This is a genomic window from Stenotrophomonas sp. YJH_SMC_43 (assembly GCF_059372535.1).
Window position 1 is genome coordinate 729,524 of record NZ_JCAFVQ010000003.1, and the last position, 21,553, is coordinate 751,076.

Consider the following 21,553-nt stretch of genomic DNA (forward strand, 5'->3'; position numbering starts at 1 on the left):
GCTATCGACCCCGTGAATCCGTTCATGCGCAGAGGGAGCGCTCCTATCGTGTCAACCGTGCGCCTAGCTAGCAGTCCACTGGCCCTGGATATCGCCACAATCGATCGTTTCCTGGCGCACAGCCACAGGCGGCGATACCCCACCCGTACCGACGTCTTCCGACCCGGTGACCCGGCGGGAACCCTGTATTACGTCATCAGCGGCTCGGTTTCGATCATGGCCGAGGAAGATGACGATCGCGAGCTCGTGCTGGGCTACTTCGGTGCTGGCGAGTTCGTCGGCGAGATGGGCCTGTTCGTTGAATCGGACCGCCGCGAGGTGATCCTGCGGACCCGCACCGCCTGTGAGCTGGCCGAAATCAGCTACGAGCGCCTGCATCAGCTGTTCCTCGGCCCGCTGTCGGCCGATGCCCCGCGCCTGCTGTACGCGCTGGGCCAGCAGATCTCCAAGCGCCTGCTCGACACCAGCCGCAAGGCCAGCCGACTGGCATTCCTGGACGTCACCGACCGGATCGTGCGCACCCTGCACGACCTGGCGCAGGAACCGGAAGCAATGAGCCACCCGCAGGGCAGCCAGCTGCGCGTCTCGCGCCAGGAACTGGCGCGCCTGGTCGGCTGTTCGCGCGAAATGGCCGGCCGCGTGCTGAAGAAGTTGCAGACCGACGGCCTGCTGCATGCCCGCGGCAAGACCGTGGTGCTGTACGGCACCCGTTGACCGTTGAGCACCCGGTGGGTGCGGACCTTGGTCCGCACTCCTTCGCGCGCTAGGCTCGGGGCATGGAGCTGAGCAGCGAATTCTGGTGGTTCATCCTCATCGGCCTCGGCGCGCAGCTGGTCGACGGCGCGCTGGGCATGGCTTTCGGCCTGGTCTCATCGTCGGTGATGCTGAGCATGGGCCTGCCGCCGGCGCAGGTCAGCGCCAGCATCCACACCGCGGAAGTGTTCACCACCGGCGCCTCGGGTGTGTCGCACCTCGCCGCCGGGAATGTCGATAAACGCCTGTTCCTGCGCCTGGCCCTGCCCGGCGCGGTGGGCGGCGCGGTGGGCGCCTACGTGCTCACCCAGATCCCGGGCGAGATCATCCGGCCACTGATCTACCTGTACCTGCTGGTGCTGGCGATCATCATCCTGGCCCGCGCGGCCGGACGCTGGATGCCCAAGGGCGAAATCCGCCGGGTACCGGTGCTGGGCTTCTTCGCGGGCCTGCTCGACGCCAGCGGCGGTGGCGGCTGGGGGCCGATCGCCACGTCCACCCTGCTCGCTCGTGGTGGCCAGGCGCGCACCACCATCGGTACGGTCAATGCGGCGGAGTTCGTGGTCACGCTGACGGTGTCGGCGACCTTCCTGCTGTCGATGGGGGTGCAGCACCTGCAGATCGTCGCCGGCCTGCTGATCGGCGGCATGATGGCCGCGCCGGTGGCGGCGATCCTGGTCAAGCGGGTGAAGGAGCGCTGGGTGCTGGTGGCCGTTGGCGTGCTGGTGCTGGGCATCAGCCTGTTCCAGATCGGCCACGCGGTGTACGGGCACCTGTATCGCTGAGGCATTCCCTGTAGAGCCGGGCCATGCTCGGCTGATCGCGCACGGATACCGCAACGAAGAGCAGCCGAGCATGGCTCGGCTCTACAACAGGCTCGGATCAGGCCTTGTCGCCACCACGGTCCACGCAGCCCCAGTTGAGGATGCGGGTGCCGGCCGGCAGCACGCGGCGGAAGAAGTCCACCCTGCCCGGCTTCGGGTTCACCACCACCGGCGCCTTGGCCGCCAGCAGCAATGGCAGGTCGGCGGTGCTGTCGGAGTAGGCGATATCGATATCGCCGTAGCCGCGCTCGCGCAGCATGCGCATCTTCTCTTCGTTGTGGCAGTGGCGGGTCGGGCCGACGCCGCCCAGCCGTGGGCCAACCTCGGTGCCGATCACCGGTACGTCCTGGTGGGCGACGAAAGCCAGGATCGCCCGTGCCAGCTCTGGCGGCGCGCCGGTGGCAACCACCACGCGGTCGCCCTTGGCGCGGTGCGCGGCGAACACCTCCAGCGCCTGCGGCAGCAGCTTGGCGCGCATCTGCGCCTCATTGCGCAGCACATAGGCGTCGATGACCTTGTTGAAATCACGCGCGCGGTGCAGGCCGAAGCTGCCGATCCACACATAGACCGAAATGCCGGTACGACGGGTCGGCAGCAGCGCCACCATCGGCCCGGCGATCGGCGTGACCAGCAGCGCCGCCAGCATCCGCAACGGGTTGCGCTTGATCAGCGAGGCGAACAGGTGAGTGCCCGAATCGCCGTCGTAGAGGGTGTGGTCGAAATCGAAGACCACCAGCGGTGCATCGTCGCGCGGCGTCGGATAGTGCGTTTTCATGCCGCGAAGAATAGCTGACGCAGGCCCTCGCCCGGCTCTTCCACGCGCATGAAGGCCTCGCCGACCAGGAACGCATGGATGCCGGCATCGCGCATCAGCGCCACGTCCTGTGGGCCCAGGATGCCGCTCTCGGTCACCAGCAGGCGGTCACGCGGCACCGCCTTCTGCATGTCCAGCGTGGTCTGCAGCGACACTTCGAAGGTGCGCAGGTTGCGGTTGTTGATGCCGATCATCGGTGCCGGCACCTGCAGCGCACGCTCCAGTTCGTCGATGTCATGCACTTCCACCAGCACGTCCATGCCCAGCGACAGTGCCAGTTCGGACAGGGTGGCCAGCTGGGTGTCGTCCAGCGCGGCGACGATCAGCAGGATGCAGTCGGCGCCCAGCACGCGCGCCTCGTACACCTGGTAGGCGTCAATCACGAAGTCCTTGCGCAGCACCGGCAGCGTGCAGGCCTCGCGGGCCTGCTGCAGGTAGACGTCGGCACCCTGGAAGAAATCCACGTCGGTCAGCACCGACAGGCAACTGGCGCCACCGAACTCGTAGCTGACGGCGATATCGGCCGGGCGGAAATCCGGGCGGATCACGCCCTTGGACGGGCTGGCCTTCTTCACCTCGGCGATGACCGCGGGGTCGCCATTGGCCACGGCCGCCTGCAGGGCGCGCACGAAGCCACGTACCGGCGGGGCGCTGGCCACGGCGGCCTGAAGCGCCTCGAGCGGGCGCTGGGCGCGGCGCTGGGCCACTTCTTCGGCCTTGCGGGCCAGGATCGTCTGCAGGATGTCGCTCATCGTCGTCGGTTCGGTGCGGGGGCGGTGAGGACGGCCATTATCGGCCATCAAAAGGGTCAGGCTGAACCGCGCGCTCAGGCAACCAGCGCGCGGGTAGTCTCCACATACTGCTGCAGGCGCTGGCGGGCGCTGCCGTTGGCGATGGCTGCACGGGCACGGGCCAGGCCATCGCCGATGTCGCTGGCCACGCCGGCCACGTACAGCGCGGCGCCGGCATTCAGCGCCACGATGTCCAGTGCCGGTCCCTGCTGGTTGTCCAGCACGGCGCGCAGCATGGCGATGGACTGCTCCGGGCCGTCCACGCGCAGGTTGCGGCTGGCCGACATGGCGATGCCGAAGTCTTCCGGGTGGATCTCGTACTCGCGCACCTTGCCGTCGCGCAGCTCGCCCACCAGGGTGCCGGCGCCCAGCGAGATCTCGTCCATGTTGTCGCGGCCCCAGACCACCATGGCGCGCTCGGTGCCCAGCTCGCGCAGCACGCGCGCCTGGATGCCCACCAGATCGGGGTGGAACACGCCCATCAGCACCGACGGCGCGCTGGCCGGGTTGGTCAGCGGGCCGAGGATGTTGAAGATGGTGCGCACGCCCATCTCGCGGCGGACCGGCGCGACCACCTTCATCGACGGATGGTGGATCGGCGCGAACATGAAGCCGATGCCGGTCTGCTCGATGGCCGCGGCCACCTGGGCCGGCTGCAGTTCGATGGCGGCACCCAGTGCTTCGACCGCATCGGCGCTGCCGGACTTGGACGACACGCTGCGGTTGCCATGCTTGGCCACGCGCGCGCCGGCTGCGGCCGCCACGAACATCGCGCAGGTGGAGATGTTGAAGGTATGCGAGCCATCGCCACCGGTACCGACGATGTCGACCAGGTGGGTGGTATCGGCCACCGGCACCGCCAGCGCGAATTCGCGCATGACCGTGGCCGCGGCCGCGATCTCGTCGATGGTTTCCTTCTTCACCCGCAGGCCGGTGAGGATGGCGGCGGTCATCATCGGCGAGACATCGCCGCGCATGATCTGCCGCATCAGGTCGACCATTTCGTCGAAGAAGATTTCGCGGTGCTCGATGGTGCGTTGCAGGGCTTCCTGGGGGGAGAAGCTCATGGGAATGCTCCTTGGATCAGGCCGCCGGACGCTGCAGGAAATTGCGCAGCAGGGCGTGGCCGTGTTCGGTGAGGATGGATTCGGGGTGGAACTGCACGCCCTCCACCGGGAACTGGCGGTGACGCAGGCCCATGATCTCTTCGATCGAGCCGTCCTCGTTCTCGGTCCAGGCGGTCACTTCCAGCGCATCGGGCAGGCTGTGCTTGTCCACCACCAGCGAGTGGTAGCGGGTGGCCTGGTAACGATCCGGCAGACCGGCGAACACGCCCTTGCCTTCATGGCGGATGGGCGAGGTCTTGCCGTGCATGATGTTGCCCGCGCGGATGACCGTGCCACCGTAGACCTGGCCGATGCCCTGGTGGCCCAGGCACACGCCGAGGATCGGCGTGGTCGGGCCCAGGCGCTGGATCAATTCCAGCGACACGCCCGCTTCGTTGGGCGTGCACGGGCCAGGCGAGATGACGATGCGCTCGGGCTTCTGCGCGGCGATCTCGTCCACGCTCATCGCATCGTTGCGCACCACCTTCACTTCGGCGCCCAGCGTCTGCAGGTACTGCACGAGGTTGTAGGTGAAGCTGTCGTAGTTGTCGATCATCCACAACATGGTCAGGTTCCGTCGCTTATCAGGAAAATGGCGTATACGTTTTCGGTGTAGGTGATGGGGCCGGCTTCAATGGACTCCGGTGCACCGGGCGCAGGTGCCGAGGCCGGTGCATAGCTGCCGGTCACCGAGATCCTGTCCAGATACTCACCATCCTCGCCCGGCTGCGGCCATTGCCCGGCCTGGATGCCGTAGGCGAAGTCCGGCGCCACGTCGGAGATGCTGTACAGGCCACGCACTTTCGTTCCATAGGCCTCGGCCAGGCCCTGCGCGGACTCGCGGGTCTTGGCCGCTGCTTCGCCCTTGAGTTCGCGTCGCAGCGCCACTTCGCCCGAGTAGGTCGGGGCCACGCTGCTGACCTGCACGTTCTCGTTGGCCTTCAGCGCACCCAGCACGTCCTGCATCGCCTTCACGCTGGCGAAGCTGGCACGCAGCTGGCGCGACACGCGGGTGCCGATGAAGACCTGCCGGTTCTGCTCATAGCGCGTCGCCGGACCGATACGCAGGTTGTCCGCTCGCACGCTGCCTTCCACCGCCTTGTGCTGCTTGAACAGCGCCAGCACGCGCGCGACGTTGTCCTGCACGCGGTGGCGCGCGGCGTCGGCATCCATGTCGGTCTCTTCGATGTTCAACTGCAGGCCAAACCGGTCCGGCATCACCACGCGGCGCGCCTCGCCCTTCACCAGCAGGTGCGGCTGCGAAGGAATGGTATTGGCCTGTGCCCACGCAGACGGGGCCATCGTGGCCAGCAGCGACGACCACAGCAATGCGCTCAGCAGCTTCATGCGGTACTCCTTGTCTTGAATGGGAACTGCAGGAGGTGCCGCGGCGCAGGCCACGGCACGGAAAGGCTCACAGGCCCTTGGCGGCCTGGGCGACGGCGCGGAACAGCGCGCGGCCCTTGTTCATCGTCTCGTCCCATTCCTTGTCCGGGTCCGAGTCGTAGACGATGCCGGCGCCGGCCTGCACGTACAGGCGGCCATCCTTGATCACCGCGGTGCGGATCGCGATCGCGGTATCGGCATCGCCGTGCCAGCCGATGTAGCCGATGCTGCCGGCATAGACATTGCGCTTGATCGGTTCCAGCTCGCGGATCACCTCCAGCGCGCGGATCTTCGGCGCGCCGCTGACCGTGCCGGCCGGGAAGGTGGCGCGCAGCACATCGGCATAGCTCAGCCCCGGCTGCAGCTGCCCGGTCACTTCGCTGACGATGTGCATGACGTGGCTGTAGCGTTCGATCACGAACTGCTCGCCCACTTCCACGGTGCCGGCCTTGGACACGCGACCGGCATCGTTGCGGCCGAGGTCGATCAGCATCAGGTGCTCGGCGCGTTCCTTCGGATCGGCCAGCAGTTCGGCTTCCAGCGCCAGATCCTGCTCGACGGTGGCACCGCGCGGACGGGTACCGGCGATCGGGCGCACGGTGACTTCGCCATCCTGCAGACGCACCAGGATTTCCGGCGACGAGCCGACCACCTGCAGGTCGCCGACATCCAGGAAGTACATGTACGGCGACGGGTTCAGTGCACGCAGCGCGCGGTACACATCCACCGGGCGCGCCTTGAACGGCACGCTCAGGCGCTGGCTGAGCACCACCTGGAAGATGTCACCGGCGCGGATGTATTCCTTGCTGCGCTGGACCGCATCGACGAAGCCTTCGCGGGTAAAACCGGAGACGAAATCGGACTCGTCCAGCACATCACTGTTGAGCGGGGCGGGATAACCGGCGCCCGGTGCACGCAGCTTCGCAGTCAGTGCGTCCAGGCGCGCCTGCGCCTGGTCGAAGGCACCGTCGACACGCGGGTCGGCGTGCACGATCAGGTACAGCCGGCCCTTGAGATTGTCGAATACCGCCAGCTCGTTGGAGTCCAGCAGCAGGATGTCCGGCGTGCCCAGCTCATCACGGCCAGCCGGCGGGGCCAGGCGCGGCTCGATGTAGCCGATGCACTCGAAGCCAAACCAGCCGACCAGGCCGCCGGTGAAGCCCGGCAGGCCTTCCAGCTTGGGCACCGAGTGGGCGCTGCGCAGCGCCTCGACTTCGGCGAAGGGATCGGCTACCTCGCGGGTGTCCACCACCTGGCCGTCTTCGCGCACGGTCAGCGTGTGGCCGTGGAAGGCATACACGCGTCGCGCCGGCAGGCCGATGATCGAGTAACGACCGAAGCGCTCGCCGCCTTCGACGGATTCAAACAGGTAGGTATTGGGGCCGTCGGCGAGCTTCAGATAGACCGAAAGCGGCGTGTCCAGGTCGGACAGCACTTCACGGACGACGGGAATATGGGTGTGGCCTTCAGCGGCCTGCTGCTGAAACTGAGCGTGCGAGTTCAAGACGACTTTCCTTCCGGGACACAACGTTATGGGGGCGGACGACGGCAACGGGCCACCATCGCCACCAACGGCGTGCGGAAGAAAGGGTATGCGGGGTCGTCAGGCTGGACACCCCTTGACTGTATCGCAGCCGGGGCGGGAGGGGAACCCCGCCGCCGCGGCGCGGTTCATTCGGCCATTAGCCCATCCGCCGGGCGTTCTCCTGGGCCTGCAGCCCCTGTTGCTGGGCCAGTCCAGCCGCCGTCACCTGTTCGCGACCGGTGTTCAGGGCGTCAACCTGCGCCGTGCTCACGGCCAGCGGCTGGGCCATGCCGGCCGCCACGTCCACGTGCGCATGTCGGCGGTGGGCCGCCTGCAGATCCGGGGTGTCGACCGCGAATGCCCGCGTGCGGTCGTCACTGAGCAGCACATGGGAAATGGCCTGCAGCCCATCGCGCTTGGCCTGCGCAGCCAACGCCCCGGCCAGCTGGTCGCTCTGCAGGTTCGGGATGCGGCCATGTGCCACATCGAGGCCGTGCACGCCGGTCTGCGCGCCCTTGAACAGATGGAAGTCGATGTGCCCCGGATCGTTCAGCGCTGGCATCTTCGCGGCCCCCTCCTGCAGCTGCGCATGCGGCCGTCCAAGCAGCTTGCGCGCGGCCGCCTCCTGGCTCGCGATTGCCGCGTCGAGACTGGGGTTCATCGTCTCGCTCATGCCATGCCGGTCCACCGACTCCCCCATGGTCGCACTGCCGCGCCCGATCACCCACGACGTCTTGGCAAGGTTGACCAGGTTCTGCGGCAGTGCCGGCGTGGGCAGGTGCGTGGCAATGCCCTTGTTGGCCATCGCACCCAGCCCGACGGTGCCGGCCAGCACGGCCGGCGCCTGCGAGGTCAGCCCGGTGATCTGATGGCTGCTCCAGTTCATGCCCATGTGGAAAGTCGCGCCGTACACGGCATAGCCATTGCGCAGCCCATTGGCCACGCCATGCACGCCCTGCTGCAGCTGGCCGCCCAGATGATGGCCGCCGGCGCGGATGCGGCCGGCATCCGCCGCTGCTTCACGGGTGGCTTCACGGGCCTTGGTTTCGTGTTGATTGCGGGCCGCGTCACCGTGCTCGCGCATCTGCCTGGCCATGTCGTCGGCACCGAGCGCACCCAGCACGCTGGCCCCGATGTTCCAGCCGTAACTGCCCTTGGCCTGCACGCGGTGGCTGACCGATTCGACCAGACCCTGCAGCTCGCGTCCCTTGGCAATGACCGTCGCACCGCCTTCGATGCCGACCCGCATGCTCTTTCCACCGTAGTCGACCACGGTGCCGATCGCATTTCCCTGCAGGGTCGACGCACGCTCGACGGCCACGCCGGACAGGCTCATGCCCCGGCCCGCCAGCGCGCCGACCTGCTCGACATGTTCACCGGCAACCCGTCCGGCACGCATGCCACGCGCACCTGCGATCAGCACCTCGGCCAACGGGCCACCGTATTCGGCAAGCTGGCTTGGCGCTTCTCGATGGCGGCGGTCCACCACCTTTCCATTCACTTCGGTCTTGGCATCCAGCAACAGTTCCATCCTGCCCGCGGCCACCGGAACATTGCGCAATGCCTCCGCCCCGGATTTCGACGCCAGCTGGTCAACCAGCTGGGCGGTGGCCGTCTGCGCACCGGCCGGCATCATCTCCTGCAGCTTGCGGGTAACCATCTGCTGCACGCCGGGCTGGCGCAGCAGCTGGCTGGTCTCGCTGGCCAGCAGGCCAAAGCCCTGCCGGTGATGCTCGTTGAGCCGCTTCAATCCGTTCTGCACATCGTTGAGCACTTCACCCGAGGTCTGGTAGGTGTGCACCGTGTCGCGCGTATTGAACACCGGCAATCCGTGGGATTTCGCGTAGCGATCGGCGGTGGCCGGATGCAGGCCCGCCGAATTGAAGGTGGTCGCATGTACACCGGTCACCGCCGAAGCGGCAGAGGCCATGCCGCCGCCAAGCGAATGACCGGCGAGTTCAAAGTGGGTACCGGAGGTCTTCAAGCGACTCGCCAGTGCCATGGCCCGATCGTAGTAGTCACTCTGCATGCCCACGCCCTGGCGTCCGTTGTTGAGGAAATCCTCGCCTCCGGACTCACGCCGCCCGCCTTTCGCCCGGGGATCGATGATTTCGCCCGTGGATCCCTTGAACACCAGCACCGGCTTGGCGTCATCACCGAACACCCTTTTGTCCGGAATGTAGATCTCTGCGCGGAAACCCGAGTCGTTCGGCCGCATCAGCTTCTTCAGGTCGGCTGCCCCCAGGCTGATGCCCGCTGCTTTGAGCGTGTCCGGGTCGGTCACAGCACTGGCTCGCGTCCACCCGACCGGCGGTTCTCCTTTGCCCTTTGCCGAGGCATACACATCATCAGCAAGCGAACCCAGCTCGCGGGCGTGATAGGTCTCGCGCAAGCGCGCCGCTTCGGTGGCGTGTCCACCGCCCTGCAGTTGCTCGACCAGGTGCTGCTGCGCCTGGACGCTCCTGGCGCGGGCCTGCAGCAGGCGTTCCTGCTGCTCGGGATCGTGACCGCTCATGGCAGACTCCATTGCTCATCAGTGAAGACGTGGTCATCCAGGACCTGCTGGAATGACCACGGCCAACGCTATCATCCCCCGAACGCGTCCATGTCAAGGAATCACATGCACCGTCACCCTCACAGTTCCTTTACGCCATTCTCCTGGCTGGCGCTGATGCTGCTGATACTGCTGAGCGCCTGCGCGCGCACGTCTTCACATGGCGCGGAGCGCTATTTCGAAGGCAAAGCCCTGGAGCTGGCCATTGCCGCCGAACAGGGAGATGCGGCGACGATCACGCGCCTGATCAAGACCGAAGGCGTGAACCCCGACAAGGAGTTCTCGAAGCAGGATGGCATTCCGCTCATCGCGTGGCCGTTGCGCGCGCGGAACCTGGAAGGCCTGCGCGCGATGCTCGACAATGGCGCCAATCCGAATGCACGGCGTATTGAAACGCTGGACGGCGAGACGTTCCGCCACAACAACGCCATGGTCTATGCCGCGAAGATGGACGATCCGCGCTACCTGGCCCTCCTGCTGGATCATGGCGGCGACCCGGACACACGCACCTCCAATACCGAAACGCTGCTGTTCCAGGCCTTCATTTCCGGCAACCTGTGGAAGAACATCCAGCTGCTGGTGGAGCGAGGCGCACACGTCAACGAATCCAACATCGGCCAGGCCGATACGGTCCTGAGCTGGTACACCGGCCGTGGCGGCTTCGAGCAGGCCTACTGGCTGCTTGAACATGGTGCGGACCCCACGATTGCATCGCCGTCATCGGCGCAACCGGGCGCGCCCGATCGGATGGCCATGGTCGAAGCGATCTACTGGGAAATCACCACACCGGACCTGCTGCCGTGGCAGAAGAAGTGCCAGCAGTGGCTGATCGATCACGGCATTGCCCGGCCGCCGCTGCCGCAGTACATCCGCGAGAAGCGTGAAGCATTCGGGTTCCCGGCGAAGGAGCAGGACATACCGCCGTTGTAGGACTTCCGGTGCGGCTCAGCGCGGCTCGGACAACAGTGCACAGCCCACGGGCAGGTGCATCCGCACCCTGCCCGGCACGCACGCGATGCGGAACTGGCGCGCCTGTACCGGTTCACCGTCCAGGTTGAGCGTCAGCGGGCGCTCGGACTCCACCTGCAACCATGGCAGCCGCGCGCGCGTTGCCAGCTGTTCCAGCGCGGCCTGGGTGCCGGACTTCAGCATCTGGCCGAGCGTGGCAGTGACTTCCCCCTCCAGCTCCGGAAGCACCGTCACGTCCAGCTGCCCATCATCGATCAGTGCCTGCGGGCACAATTGCTGGCCACCGCCTGCCTGGCGGCCATTGCCGATGCCGAGCGCGATGAAGTCGCCTTCCCACGCGAAGTCCGGGCCGGACAGCCGCGCGGTGATCGGCTCGATGCGACCCAGCTTGGCGATGCCGGTGATCACGTAGGCCAGCCCGCCCAGCATCTTCTTCAAGCCGGCATCGGTCTCCACCGTTACCTGCGTGCCAAAACCACCGCTGGCAAGGTTGGCGCACCACCAGTGGGTGCCATCGGCGTCCACGCGCAGGAGATCGATCGCATGCGGCGTCGCCTGCCCGATCAAGCCGAAGGCCTCCTTCGGCTCGGTGGGAATGCCGGCAGCAGTCGCGAAGTCGTTGGCGGTCCCCATCGGAATCAGCGCCAGTGATGGCAGCGCATCCGCCGGTTCCTCACGGTGGGCCAGGGTCTCGGCCACCGCGCTGAGCGTGCCATCGCCACCGGCGGCCACGATCACGTCCACACCATGATCGATCGCCTCGGCCACGTAGCGCTCGGCATCACCGTCCTCCCAGGTCACCCGCACTTCCAGCTGCACACCCTGCCCGCGCCAGTGGCCGACGGCGTCGCGCAACTCATCGTTGCCAGCGGATTTGCCATTGAGGATCAGGCGCCAGCGCGGTGCGGCCATGTGGTGCTTCCAGGACGGGGGCGCACAGGCTAGCAATGCGCTGTTTGTCCGCGGTGAATGTCACGCAGATGTCATTCAGCAACCGGAGAATGGAAGGCCATAGCAGGGACGACGGATGGAGGCAGGATCAGCCTCCCACGCATGCAGCGAGGCCACGCCAGTGATTGGCGTGGCTTTTTTTTCGGCGTTCGCAGGGAGTGCGAACCAAGGTTCGCACCTACCTGGTTGCGGTTCGCCCCATCGGGTTGGTAGATCCACGCCATGCGTGGATGCATTTCATTTCAACCGTTGGCGAAATCGTGCAGCGCCTGGCCCTGCAGCCGGTACACGGTCCACTCGTCCTGCGGCTTGGCGCCGGCGGCGGTGTAGAACTCGATGGCCGGGGTATTCCAGTCCAGCACCGACCATTCGAAGCGGCCGCAGCCTTCGGCCACGGCCTGCCGGGCGATGTATTTCAGCAGCGCCTTGCCTGCGCCGACGCCGCGCTTTTCCTGGCTGACGTACAGGTCTTCCAGGTAGATGCCCTTGCGGCCCAGCCAGGTGGAGTAGTTGTAGAAATACACCGCATAGCCGATGGCCTCACCGTCGGCTTCGCAGATCAACGCGCGTGCGGTCGCGTCGGCACCGAACAGGCTCTCGGCGATGCCGATCTCATCGGTCTGCACCGAATGCTCGGCCTTCTCGTAGATGGCCAGCTCACGGATGAAGTGCAGGATCAGGCCGGCATCGGCCACGGTGGCCGGACGGATGTTCAGGAGTGCCATGAGCAGAAGCAGGGGGACGGAGGGGATCAGGCGAGCTTAATCCCCTCCGTCCCCTTTTTGTCAGCGCGCAGCAGCGACGTTGGCGCGCATCTGCGCGATCACGTCCTGGTAGCTGGTCTTGGCGTTGAAGATGGCCGAGCCGGCGACGAAGGTGTCAGCGCCAGCGGCGGCGATCTCACCGATGTTGTCGGCCTTCACGCCACCGTCGATCTCCAGGCGGATGTCCTTGCCGCTGGCGTCGATCATCTTGCGCACCACGCGCAGCTTGTCCAGCGCCGAGGGGATGAAGGCCTGGCCACCGAAACCCGGGTTGACCGACATCAGCAGCACCAGGTCCAGGTCATCCAGCACCCAGTCGAGGATGTCCACCGGGGTGGCCGGATTGAGCACAATGCCCGGCTTGCAGCCCAGCGAGCGGATCAGCTGGATGGTGCGGTGCACGTGGCGACTGGCCTCCGGGTGGAAGCTGATGTAGGTGGCACCGGCTTCGGCGAAGTCCGGGATGATGCGGTCCACCGGCTCAACCATCAGGTGCACGTCGATCGGCGCGGTGACGCCGTGCTTGCGCAAGGCCTGGCAGACCATCGGGCCGATGGTCAGGTTCGGCACGTAGTGATTGTCCATCACGTCGAAGTGGACCCAGTCCGCACCGGCGGCGAGGACGTTGTCGACTTCCTCGCCGAGGCGGGCGAAGTTGGCGGAGAGAATGGACGGGGCGATGAGGCAGTTGGACATGGCCGGGGCCTTCGGAACGGGGAAAGGATTCTCCCGCCCGCAGGCGGGACTGTCGGGTCAGCGCTTGCGCAGGGTCTTGATGCGGTCGTAGGCGGCGTTGATCCGCCGCGACTTCTGCTCGGCCTGCTGCTGCAGCTCGGGGGCGGCACCGCCCAGCTTGTCGGGGTGGTACTGCGAGATCAGCTTGCGATAGGCGCGCTCTACCTCGGCATCGGTGGCCTCGGAGGTCAGCCCCAGCTCCCGGTACGGGTTCTCCTTGTTCAGGCGGAACCAGTCCGAGTCGAAGGCATGGCCGATCAACAGGCCGACCACCGCGCCAAACAGCGGATTGGGCCGGAACAGCAGGGCGCCGGCGATGAATCCGAGCAGTTTTCCGTACCAGCGCATGGCGCTCCGGGGTCGACCGACGAAATGGACGCTCATTTTACGTCACAGCGGGCCCGGACGGCTTTACACTAGGCCGCCCGCTGGTCAGCGGGCCCGCCGGGTCCGTTGGGCAGCCGTATCGACAACGCCCCAGGAGTGCCCGTGCCAACCACGCTGTTGCAATCCGATCTCCCCGGCCTGCCCTTGCGCCATCGCGGCAAGGTGCGTGATGTGTTCGATATCCCGCGCGAGCGGCTGCCTGCAGGGACCCCGCCGGGCGACTACCTGCTGATGGTGGCCACCGATCGCCTGTCGGCGTTCGACGTGGTCCTGCCCGACCCGATCCCGGGCAAGGGCGAGATGCTCTGCCAGGTGTCCAACTTCTGGTTCGCCAAGACCGCGCACCTGATGCCCAACCACCTGACCGGCATCGACGTGGCCAGCGTGCTGCCCGAGGGCGTGGATCCGGCCCTGTACGCCAAGCGTGCGGTGGTCACCCGCAAGCTGAAGCCGGTGCCGGTGGAAGCGATCGCCCGCGGCTACCTGATCGGCAGCGGCTGGAAGGACTACCAGCGCACCGGGAAGGTCAGCGGCATCGACCTGCCCGATGGCCTGCGCCAGGCCGAGCAGCTGCCGGAGCCGATCTTCACCCCCTCGACCAAGGCCGCCGTCGGCGACCATGACGAGAACATCGATTTCGATGCGATGGTGAAGCAGGTCGGTGCGGACCTGGCCGAGCGCGTGCGCGACGCCACCCTGCGCATCTACAAGTTCGCCGCCGACTACGCCCGCGAGCGCGGCATCATCCTGGCCGATACCAAATTCGAGTTCGGTACCGACGCCGATGGCCGCCTGTACATCATGGACGAGATGCTGACGCCGGATTCCTCGCGTTACTGGCCGGCCGACGAGTACGAAGTGGGTACCAGCCCGCCGAGCTACGACAAGCAGTTCGTGCGCGATTACCTGGAGACGCTGGACTGGGGCAAGACCGCCCCGGGCCCGACCATCCCGGCCGAGATCATCGAGCGCACCCGCGCCAAGTACGCCGAGGCGCTGCAGCGCCTGGCCGGGATCAGCGTCGACTGATCCGCCTGCGCCCCCGGCCGGAAAGGCGGGGGCACTCTGAAGGGGTAGTGCCGGCCGCTGGCCGGCAACCTCGGCGAATCCGCAGCCAGGCATGGCCTGGCTCTACTGTCGGCTCTGGCGGGAGTATGCTGGCCGCATGCAGACATCCACCGAGCTTGCGCGGCCGATCGACCGCTATTTCGCCAGCTACTCCGACGACCACCGCAATGTGATCAACCAGCGCATCCACGTGGTGGCGGTACCGGCGATCCTGTGGTCGGTGGTGGCCCTGCTGTGGTGCTTGCCGCCGCTGATCACCTGGTTCCAGTACGGCATCTGGTCGGCGTTCGCGATGTTCAGCGCCTGGTGCTTCTACAACAAGCTGTCGCGCCCGCTGGGCATCGGCATGCTCATCCAGTTCTTCGTGTTCGGCTGCCTGTGCCGCCTGCTGGAAGCCGAAATCGGCCTGCAGGCCCTGCGCTGGCTGGCGGTGGGCGTGTTCGTGGTGGCCTGGATTGCGCAGTTCATCGGCCACACGTTCGAGGGCCGCAAGCCCAGCTTCCTGACTGACCTGACCTACCTGCTGATCGGCCCGGCCTGGGTGATGGCCAAGTTCTACCGCAAGCTCGACTGGCGCTATTGAACTGCGGGCGGCCGACGGCGGCCGTCGTTTCCTGAACGGGCAGATTCCGTCACCCGCACTCCACGACGGCCCTGCCAGCCTGCCCCGGTGACTCGCTCCCCACGTCCCGCCCGTCGACGGCAGCCCCTGTGCGACAGGGCCTGCGGTCTCCCTGCGTGGGCGTAGGGTGTCCCCGAGGGCAACCGGGGAAGGACTGCAGGAACGTGATGCTGCACCGCAGAAAAAATGAATCAGCGAACGTTACATGCAATTGATCGCTGTTCGATGGGTTTCGGCGACATTTCGCGGCCTGTTATCCTCCCTGACCTGCTCGTGAATCATGGATTCCCTGCATGCTCCCCAGCCTGCCCCTGCTGCTGGCCCTGCCGTTCCTGATGGCAGCGGCTGTTGCGGCCTTCCCCCGTAGTTCGCGCTCGACTGCTGCCTGGCTGGCGGCGCTGGCGCCGTTGGGCGGGCTGGCCATCCTCGGCTGGCTGACCCCGTCCGTACTCGGCGGCCAGGTGATGCGGACGATGGTCCCTTGGCTGCCTCAGATCGGCCTGGACTTCACCCTGCGCCTGGACGGGCTGGCCTGGATGTTCGCCGGGCTGGTGCTGGGCATCGGCGCGCTGGTGGTGCTGTATGCGCGCTACTACCTGAGCCAGCAGGACAACGCGCACCGCTTCTACTCCTACCTGCTGCTGTTCATGGGCGCCATGCTGGGCATGGTGCTGTCGGGCAACCTGCTGTTGCTGATGATCTTCTGGGAAATGACCAGCATCAGCTCGTTCCTGCTGATCGGCTTCTGGTCGCACCGCCAGGACGCCCGCGAAGGCGCGCGCATGGCGCTGGTGATCACCGGCGGCGGCGGCCTGGCCCTGCTCGGCGGCGTGCTGCTGATCGGCCGCATCGTCGGCAGCTTCGACCTGGACGTGGTCCTGGCCGCCGGCGAGCAGATCCGCGCCAGCGCGCTGTATCCGTATGCCCTGTTCCTGATGCTGGCCGGCATCTTCACCAAGAGCGCGCAGTTCCCGTTCCACTTCTGGCTGCCGCACGCGATGGCGGCGCCGACCCCGGTCTCGGCCTACCTGCACTCGGCCACCATGGTAAAGGCCGGCGTGTTCCTGCTGGCGCGCCTGCATCCGGCACTGGCCGGCAGCGACCTGTTCTTCTACACGGTCAGCGGCATCGGCGCACTGACCCTGCTGATCGGCGCCTGGAATGCGATCTTCCAGCATGACCTGAAGGGCCTGCTGGCGTACTCGACCATTTCCCACCTGGGCCTGATCACCCTGCTGTTCGGCCTGTCCACGCCAATGGCGGTGGTGGCCGGCGTGTTCCACATCCTCAACCACGCCACCTTCAAGGCCTCGCTGTTCATGGCCGCCGGCATCATCGACCACGAAACCGGCACCCGTGACATGCGCAAGCTCGGAGGCCTGCGTAAGCTGATGCCGTTCACCAGCGCGCTGGCGATCATCGCCTCGCTGGCGATGGCCGGCATCCCGCTGCTCAACGGCTTCCTGTCCAAGGAAATGCTATTCGCCGAGGCACTGACCGCCGGTGGCGGCCCGGGCGCGATGCGCACGGCGGTGTCGATCGCCGCGCTGCTGGCCGGCGTGCTGGGCGTGGCCTACAGCCTGCGCTTCGTGCACGACACTTTCTTCGGCCCCGGCCCGCACGACCTGGACCGCGTGCCGCATGAACCGCCGCGCTGGATGAAGGTGCCGGTGGAACTGCTGGTGGTGATCTGCGTGGCGGTAGGCATCGCCCCGGCACTGACCGTGGCGCCGGTGCTGCATGCCGCTGCGGCCTCGATCCTCGGCAACGCCATGCCCGAGTACAGCCTGGCGGTGTGGCACGGTTTCAACCTGCCGCTGGCGATGAGCGCGATCGGCGTAGTCGGTGGCGTGGCGCTGTACTTCGGCCTGCGCAGGCTGATCAACCTGCACGGCGTGGAAACCCGCACCACCGGGCGCAACGTGTTCCATGCACAGCTGGATGCGATCTCCGCGCTGGCCATGCGCCTGACCAACGGCATCGCCAATGGCAGCCTGCAGCGCATGCTGCTGGGCCTGGTGCTGGTGGCCATCACCGTGGCCGCCGCGCCCTACATCGCCAACCCGGCCTCGCCGAACTGGACCAAACCGCAGCCGATCCCGCTGCTGGGCTGGGCGCTGTGGCTGGTGATGATGGCCTGTGCGGTGGCCACCCTGCGCGTCTACAAGCAGCGCCTGCTGGCGGTGCTGCTGGTGGGCGGTGTCGGCCTGATGGTGGCGCTGACCTTCGTGTTCCTGTCCGCACCCGATCTGGCCCTGACCCAGCTGCTGGTCGAGATGGTGACCCTGGTGCTGATGCTGCTGGGCATGAACTACCTGCCCGCGCAGTCCGGACCGGAGCGGCCGCGCTGGCGCAAGCGGCGCGATGCGGTGATCGCCATCATCGCCGGTGCCGGGCTTGGCGCGCTGGCCTATTCGGCGATGACCCTGCCGCCCAACACCATGGCCGGCGAGCTGCTCGCCCGCGCCCTGCCCGAGGCGTACGGCCAGAACGTGGTCAACGTGATCCTGGTCGACTTCCGCGGCTTCGATACCTTCGGCGAGATCACCGTGTTCGGCATCGCCGCGCTGGTGGTGCACGCCCTGCTGCGACGCACGCGGATGGCGCCGGAGCAGATCATGCCCGGCCCGCCGATCAAGCTGCCGGTACCGGCCGACCTGGCGCAGATCATGTTCCCGCTGACCCTGACCGTATCGATCTTCCTGTTCCTGCGGGGCCACAACGCGCCGGGCGGTGGCTTCATCGCCGGCCTGGTGCTGGCGGTACCGCTGCTGATCCAGTACGTGATCCAGGGCACCGCGTCGGTGGAATCGCGCTTCGGCTTCGACTACATCCGCTGCATCGGCATGGGCCTGCTGATCGCCCTGCTCAGCGGCAGTGCCTCAATGCTGTTCGGCGTACCGTTCCTGACCAGCGGGCACCTGGACCTGCACCTGCCGCTGATCGGCGACGTGCCGCTGGCCAGTGCCATCGGCTTCGACATCGGCGTCTACCTGGTGGTGTTCGGCGGCGCCATGCTGATGCTGTCGATGATGGGCACGATCAAGCCGTCGCGTACCCGCACTGCCCGCAAGGGTGAGATCGACCTGCAACGCCGTTCGGCCCGCACCGGGGAGATGCACTGATGGAACTGGCCCTGGCGACCGCGATCGGCGTGCTGACCGCCATCGGCATCTACCTGCTGCTGCGTGCGCGCAGCTTCGATGTGATCCTCGGCATGACCTTCCTGTCCTACGCCACCAACCTGCTGATCTTTGCCGGTGGCCGCGTGGTGCTGGGCAAGGCGCCGGTGCTGCAGGAAGGTGTGGACAGCCATCTCGGCAACTACACCGACCCGTTGCCGCAGGCACTGGTGCTGACCGCGATCGTGATCGCCTTCGCGATGACTGCCGTGAGCATCGTGCTGGCCATGCGCAGCCGCAGCGACAACCACAGCGACCACGTGGACGCCCACGAGCCGGATGACGACCTGCAGGATGAGCGCGTGCCGCCGCGCCAGGACGAGGACCGCGCATGAATCATCTGGTGATCCTGCCTATCCTGATTCCGCTGCTGGGTGCTGCACTGTCGCTGTTCGTCGAACACCGCCGCTATGGCCCCAGAGTGCAGCGCGCGGTGGCCTGGACCGCGCTGTCGGCGCTGGCGCTGGCGGTGGGCCTGCTGTTTGCCAGCACGGCCAGCGGTGACATCAACGTCTACCTGCTCGGCGACTGGCCATCGCGGCTGGGCATCGCGCTGGTGGCCGACCGGCTGTCGGCGTGGATGCTGCTGACCACCCTGCTGCTGGCCATTCCCTGCCTGCTGCATGCCTGCTCGGGCTGGGACCGCCGCGCACCGCACTTCCATGCACTGTTCCAGTTCCAGCTGGTGGGCCTCAACGGTGCGTTCCTGACCGGCGACATCTTCAACCTGTTCGTGTTCTTCGAGGTGATGCTGATCGCCTCCTACGGCCTGCTGCTCAGCGGTGGCCGCGGCCTGCGCATGCGCATCGGCCTGCACTACGTGGTGTTCAACGTCACCGCCTCGACCCTGTTCCTGATCGCGCTGGGCCTGCTGTACGCCTCACTGGGTTCGCTGAACATGGCCGAGCTGTCGCAGCGCATCGCCGAAGTGCCGCCGGCGCAGCTGACCCTGGTGAAGGCGACGATGGGCCTGTTGCTGCTGGTGTTCTGCGCCAAGGCTGCGCTGATGCCGCTGTACCTCTGGCTGCCGGAAGCGTATTCGCGCGCACCGGCCGCCGTGGCCGCGCTGTTCGCGATCATGACCAAGGTCGGCCTGTACTCGGTGCTACGCATCCAGATGCTGTGGTTCGGCGACGATGCCGGCGCGATGACCGGCTATGGCCGCGACTGGCTGCTGTGGGCCGGCGTGGCAACGCTGGTGCTCGGTGGCCTGGGTGCGCTGGCCGCAACCCGCCTGCGCGTGCTGATCTCCTACCTGGTGATCGTGTCGGCAGCCACGCTGTTCATCGCCTTCTCGGTAGGCACGCCGCAGGTGCTGTCAGCCGGCCTGTACTACTTGCCACACAGCAGCTTCGTCGCCGCCGCGCTGTTCCTGATTGCCGACCTGATCCGCCGCCGACGTGGTGGCGCCAGCGACCGCAAGGAAGTGGTGGCACCGATGCCGGGCAAGGAAACCCCAGCGGTGCTGTTCCTGATCGGCGCGGTATCGGTGGCCGGCCTGCCGCCGCTGTCCGGCTTCCTGGCCAAGGCCGCGCTGCTGGCTGGCATGCCGGCACAGTACACCGCCCCCGTCTGGACCGCGGTGCTGGTCAGCAGCCTGCTGGTGATCATGGGCCTGACCCGCGGCGGCATCCGCCTGTTCTGGCGCGTGCCACCGGTCGATCCCGAGGCACCGAAGCCGCGCAAGGCACGCCTGCGCCGGGTCGAGCTCTACGCCGCCTGCCTGCTGCTGGGTTACGGCATCGGCATGACCCTGGCCGCCGCCCCACTGATGCGCTACACCGACGCCACCGCCGCACAGCTGCTGCACCCCAGCGAGTACGTGCAGCAGCTGCGCGCGACCACGCCGGAGATCCGCCAGCCATGACCGCCCAGCGCTCCCTGTTCCGCCGCGTCATTCCCTCGCCGATGCTCAGCATCATGGTGGTGGCATTCTGGCTGCTGATGTCCGACAGCTTCACCCTCGGCCAGATCGTGCTGGGGCTGGTGCTGGGCGTGGTGGTGCCGCTGTTCGCCGCGCGCCTGGATCGCGAGTTCGCCCGCATCGGCACTCTGCGCCCGTTGCCGAAACTGCTGTGCGTGACCCTGTGGGACATCCTGATGTCCAACATCCGCGTTGCCCTGCAGGTGCTGGGCCCGGAGAAGAACATCCACCCGGGTTTCATCTGGTTGCCGCTGGACATCGCCAACATCCACGGCATCGCCGCGCTGACCAGCATGATCACGCTGACCCCGGGCACGGTCTCGGCCGCGCTCAGCGACGACCGCAAGTTCCTGCTGGTGCATGTGCTGCACCTGGAGGACCCACAGGACCTGATCGATACGATCAAGCGCCGTTACGAGGCGCCGTTGATGGAGATCTTCCCATGACCGGTTTTGAAGTCATCCAGACCACCCTGGTGGTGTGCATGCACGTGGTCGGCCTGGCGATGCTGCTGGCCACCTGGCGCCTGCTGCGCGGGCCGACCGTGCCCGACCGCATCCTCGCGCTGGACACCCTGTCGGTGACCGCGATCGCCGAGCTGATGCTGTTCGGCATGTACCTCAACTCGCCGATCTACTTCGAGGCCGCGCTGATCATCGCCATGCTCGGCTTCGGCAGCACCGTGGTGCTGAGCAAGTTCGTGCTGCGCCGGGACATCGTCGAATGATCACCGCGATCCAGATCGGCCTGTCGATCCTGCTGCTGTTCGGCTGCTTCTTCATCCTGGTCGGCGCGCTGGGCCTGGTGAAGCTGTCCACCTTCTTCAAGCGCCTGCACGCACCGACCAAGGCCAGCACGCTGGGCGTGGGCTGCGTGCTGGTGTGCTCGGTCTGCTACCACATCTTCCTCGGCCAGGACCCGCAGCCGCGCGAGCTGCTGATCACCGTGTTCCTGTTCATCACCGCACCGATCAGCGCACACATGATGGCCAAGGCCGCGCTGTCGCTGCTGATGGAAACCCGCCCCAGCCTGCCCGGCAACGAGCCGGCCGCTGAAGAGCAGCTGCCTCCGCCGGAACCGGTGCGGGAAGAAGAGACCACGCAGAGCCGGTAAATCCGGTAGCGGCCGACCTTGGTCGGCGCATTGTTTGCGCGAGTGCCAACCAAGGTTGGCACCCACCGGGTGATCGGTGGTGGGT

Annotated in this window: 22 protein-coding genes; 11 read left to right on the forward strand and 11 right to left on the reverse strand. The window is 66.9% G+C overall.

All coding sequences use genetic code 11. The features are described from left to right. Positions 1 to 24 precede the first annotated feature (24 nt). Positions 25 to 714, forward strand: coding sequence for a cAMP-activated global transcriptional regulator CRP (crp, locus tag AC5QAH_RS15525; protein ID WP_010482649.1), 690 nt, complete (start codon positions 25 to 27; stop codon positions 712 to 714). A 62-nt stretch (positions 715 to 776) separates the two neighbouring features. After that, on the forward strand, positions 777 to 1,538 hold the full coding sequence (locus tag AC5QAH_RS15530; protein ID WP_010482650.1) for a sulfite exporter TauE/SafE family protein: 762 nt from the start codon (positions 777 to 779) through the stop codon (positions 1,536 to 1,538). Positions 1,539 to 1,635: 97 nt separating this feature from the next. On the opposite strand, the gene AC5QAH_RS15535 is transcribed toward AC5QAH_RS15530, so the two are convergent. From AC5QAH_RS15535 to AC5QAH_RS15565, 7 genes are all read right to left on the reverse strand, one after another. Then, entirely contained in the window at positions 1,636 to 2,352 is a 717-nt protein-coding gene (locus AC5QAH_RS15535) for a haloacid dehalogenase-like hydrolase (protein ID WP_032127168.1), read from the reverse strand. Then, positions 2,349 to 3,143, reverse strand: a complete 795-nt coding sequence (gene trpC, locus AC5QAH_RS15540; protein ID WP_134958853.1) for an indole-3-glycerol phosphate synthase TrpC — start codon at positions 3,141 to 3,143, stop codon at positions 2,349 to 2,351. The genes AC5QAH_RS15535 and trpC overlap by 4 nt, the downstream gene beginning before the upstream one ends. A 74-nt stretch (positions 3,144 to 3,217) precedes the next feature. Continuing rightward, positions 3,218 to 4,249: an anthranilate phosphoribosyltransferase gene (gene trpD, locus AC5QAH_RS15545; protein ID WP_043399367.1), complete on the reverse strand. Its 1,032-nt coding sequence runs from the start codon at positions 4,247 to 4,249 to the stop codon at positions 3,218 to 3,220. Between the two features lie 16 nt (positions 4,250 to 4,265). Further along, positions 4,266 to 4,853: an anthranilate synthase component II gene (locus AC5QAH_RS15550; RefSeq protein WP_049448425.1), complete on the reverse strand. Its 588-nt coding sequence runs from the start codon at positions 4,851 to 4,853 to the stop codon at positions 4,266 to 4,268. Positions 4,854 to 4,855: 2 nt separating this feature from the next. Further along, positions 4,856 to 5,635: an SIMPL domain-containing protein gene (locus tag AC5QAH_RS15555; protein WP_241874066.1), complete on the reverse strand. Its 780-nt coding sequence runs from the start codon at positions 5,633 to 5,635 to the stop codon at positions 4,856 to 4,858. 67 nt (positions 5,636 to 5,702) lie between these two features. After that, the gene (gene trpE, locus AC5QAH_RS15560; protein ID WP_235650923.1) at positions 5,703 to 7,178 is read right to left on the reverse strand and encodes an anthranilate synthase component I; all 1,476 of its coding nucleotides are present in this window, start codon (positions 7,176 to 7,178) and stop codon (positions 5,703 to 5,705) included. A 178-nt stretch (positions 7,179 to 7,356) separates the two neighbouring features. Beyond that, positions 7,357 to 9,714 carry a Tle-like phospholipase domain-containing protein gene (locus AC5QAH_RS15565; RefSeq protein WP_197597817.1) on the reverse strand — a complete coding sequence of 786 codons (2,358 nt, stop codon included), beginning with the start codon at positions 9,712 to 9,714 and terminating at the stop codon, positions 7,357 to 7,359. A gap of 105 nt (positions 9,715 to 9,819) precedes the next feature. On the opposite strand from AC5QAH_RS15565, the gene AC5QAH_RS15570 reads away from it, so the two are divergent. Continuing rightward, positions 9,820 to 10,683 carry an ankyrin repeat domain-containing protein gene (locus AC5QAH_RS15570; protein ID WP_238379173.1) on the forward strand — a complete coding sequence of 288 codons (864 nt, stop codon included), beginning with the start codon at positions 9,820 to 9,822 and terminating at the stop codon, positions 10,681 to 10,683. Between the two features lie 15 nt (positions 10,684 to 10,698). On the opposite strand, the gene yegS is transcribed toward AC5QAH_RS15570, so the two are convergent. The 4 genes from yegS to AC5QAH_RS15590 all read right to left on the reverse strand — a co-directional run bounded on the left by yegS (position 10,699) and on the right by AC5QAH_RS15590 (position 13,520). After that, positions 10,699 to 11,634 carry a lipid kinase YegS gene (yegS, locus tag AC5QAH_RS15575; protein ID WP_010482660.1) on the reverse strand — a complete coding sequence of 312 codons (936 nt, stop codon included), beginning with the start codon at positions 11,632 to 11,634 and terminating at the stop codon, positions 10,699 to 10,701. A gap of 281 nt (positions 11,635 to 11,915) precedes the next feature. Beyond that, on the reverse strand, positions 11,916 to 12,398 hold the full coding sequence (locus tag AC5QAH_RS15580) for a GNAT family N-acetyltransferase (RefSeq protein ID WP_012481443.1): 483 nt from the start codon (positions 12,396 to 12,398) through the stop codon (positions 11,916 to 11,918). A gap of 60 nt (positions 12,399 to 12,458) precedes the next feature. Next, complete coding sequence (gene rpe, locus AC5QAH_RS15585) at positions 12,459 to 13,133, reverse strand: ribulose-phosphate 3-epimerase (RefSeq protein WP_032127160.1); 675 nt, start codon at positions 13,131 to 13,133, stop codon at positions 12,459 to 12,461. A gap of 57 nt (positions 13,134 to 13,190) precedes the next feature. Beyond that, a complete protein-coding gene (locus tag AC5QAH_RS15590) occupies positions 13,191 to 13,520 on the reverse strand; it encodes a J domain-containing protein (RefSeq protein WP_005411327.1) in 330 nt (109 codons plus the stop codon). Between the two features lie 141 nt (positions 13,521 to 13,661). Here AC5QAH_RS15590 and AC5QAH_RS15595 point away from each other — a divergent pair, with 141 nt between their 5' ends. The 8 genes from AC5QAH_RS15595 to AC5QAH_RS15630 all read left to right on the forward strand — a co-directional run bounded on the left by AC5QAH_RS15595 (position 13,662) and on the right by AC5QAH_RS15630 (position 21,468). Beyond that, complete coding sequence (locus tag AC5QAH_RS15595) at positions 13,662 to 14,588, forward strand: phosphoribosylaminoimidazolesuccinocarboxamide synthase (RefSeq protein ID WP_029379835.1); 927 nt, start codon at positions 13,662 to 13,664, stop codon at positions 14,586 to 14,588. A gap of 136 nt (positions 14,589 to 14,724) precedes the next feature. Next, a complete protein-coding gene (locus tag AC5QAH_RS15600) occupies positions 14,725 to 15,210 on the forward strand; it encodes an Mpo1 family 2-hydroxy fatty acid dioxygenase (protein ID WP_010482667.1) in 486 nt (161 codons plus the stop codon). A 332-nt stretch (positions 15,211 to 15,542) separates the two neighbouring features. Further along, on the forward strand, positions 15,543 to 18,374 hold the full coding sequence (locus tag AC5QAH_RS15605; RefSeq protein ID WP_227200354.1) for a monovalent cation/H+ antiporter subunit A: 2,832 nt from the start codon (positions 15,543 to 15,545) through the stop codon (positions 18,372 to 18,374). Then, positions 18,374 to 18,766 carry a Na+/H+ antiporter subunit C gene (locus tag AC5QAH_RS15610; protein WP_010482669.1) on the forward strand — a complete coding sequence of 131 codons (393 nt, stop codon included), beginning with the start codon at positions 18,374 to 18,376 and terminating at the stop codon, positions 18,764 to 18,766. The genes AC5QAH_RS15605 and AC5QAH_RS15610 overlap by 1 nt, the downstream gene beginning before the upstream one ends. Next, positions 18,763 to 20,298: a monovalent cation/H+ antiporter subunit D gene (locus AC5QAH_RS15615; RefSeq protein ID WP_338712995.1), complete on the forward strand. Its 1,536-nt coding sequence runs from the start codon at positions 18,763 to 18,765 to the stop codon at positions 20,296 to 20,298. The genes AC5QAH_RS15610 and AC5QAH_RS15615 overlap by 4 nt, the downstream gene beginning before the upstream one ends. After that, positions 20,295 to 20,801, forward strand: a complete 507-nt coding sequence (locus AC5QAH_RS15620; protein WP_010482671.1) for a Na+/H+ antiporter subunit E — start codon at positions 20,295 to 20,297, stop codon at positions 20,799 to 20,801. The genes AC5QAH_RS15615 and AC5QAH_RS15620 overlap by 4 nt, the downstream gene beginning before the upstream one ends. Next, complete coding sequence (locus tag AC5QAH_RS15625) at positions 20,798 to 21,082, forward strand: K+/H+ antiporter subunit F (protein ID WP_005411334.1); 285 nt, start codon at positions 20,798 to 20,800, stop codon at positions 21,080 to 21,082. The genes AC5QAH_RS15620 and AC5QAH_RS15625 overlap by 4 nt, the downstream gene beginning before the upstream one ends. Then, positions 21,079 to 21,468: a Na+/H+ antiporter subunit G gene (locus tag AC5QAH_RS15630; RefSeq protein ID WP_126929389.1), complete on the forward strand. Its 390-nt coding sequence runs from the start codon at positions 21,079 to 21,081 to the stop codon at positions 21,466 to 21,468. The genes AC5QAH_RS15625 and AC5QAH_RS15630 overlap by 4 nt, the downstream gene beginning before the upstream one ends. The last annotated feature ends 85 nt before the right edge of the window (positions 21,469 to 21,553 follow it).